The organism is Protofrankia sp. CiP1_Cm_nod4 (assembly GCF_982290645.1).
The window spans coordinates 12,679-13,534 of sequence record NZ_CEVIVC010000146.1 but is presented as its reverse complement, the minus strand read 5'-3'; the positions used below and the strand labels follow the sequence as shown (position 1 = coordinate 13,534).

Sequence of the window (856 nt, the reverse complement as noted above, 5' to 3'; positions counted from 1 at the left end):
TCGTGCGCTCGTACCCCGTTTGCCGAGGTAGGCAGCCTTCAGGCCGCATTCGACGCTGTAAAACCGCAGCAGCCGCCCGCCCGGACCGGCGCTCTGGCCGACCGCGTCACGCAGCGACGCGTAGGAACGCACAAGGTCCCGCACGGACACGTCCACCGCCATGTCGTAAGTCTACGGTCGGCTGGTCACGCACCCGCGTCCGCTGCCTTCCCGGCGCATCGGTGTCAATGCGACCGCGAAGTACAGGAGTTGCACATAGGTATGTGACAGCGACCGATGACGTAGATGAGTTGCCGGTGGCCCTCGCGGGGGCGCCGGGAGCGGACGGGGCTGGCGGGAGTTCCTATGTGTTCTTCTCGAAGATGAGGCGGAGGCCGATGAGGGTCAGGTGGGGCTCGTGGTGCTGGAGGGTTTCGCTCTCGCGGATGACGAGGGAGGCCAGCCCGCCGGTGGCGATGACCACGGGGTCGGCGTCCAGTTCGTTGGTGATGCGGCGTACCAGGCCGTCCACCTGGCCCGCCACCCCGTAGATCATGCCGGACTGGAGGCATTCGACCGTGTTTTTCCCGATCACCGAGCGGGGTGGGATGAGTTCGACGTTGCGCAGCTGCGCCGCCCGCGACGCGAGCGCGTCCAGGGCTATCTCGATGCCCGGGGCGAACGCGCCGCCGAGGAACTCGCCGCGGCCGGAGACCACGTCCAGGTTCGTGGACGTCCCGAAGTCGACGATGATCGCCGGGCCGCCGTAGAGGTGGTGGGCGGCCAGCGCGTTCACGATCCGGTCCGCGCCGGCCTCCTTGGGGTTGTCGATGAGGATCGGCACCCCTGTTCTCGTGCCCGGCTCCACCACGACGGC

1 protein-coding gene is annotated in these 856 nt (G+C 68.3%); it reads right to left on the bottom strand.

Annotated features, from left to right (window positions below; translation table 11 throughout):
• Positions 1-343: 343 nt before the first annotated feature.
• Positions 344-856, bottom strand: a 513-nt coding sequence (locus AC5LSR_RS20320) for a type III pantothenate kinase (RefSeq protein WP_493468836.1), incomplete at its 5' end; no start/stop codon positions are given.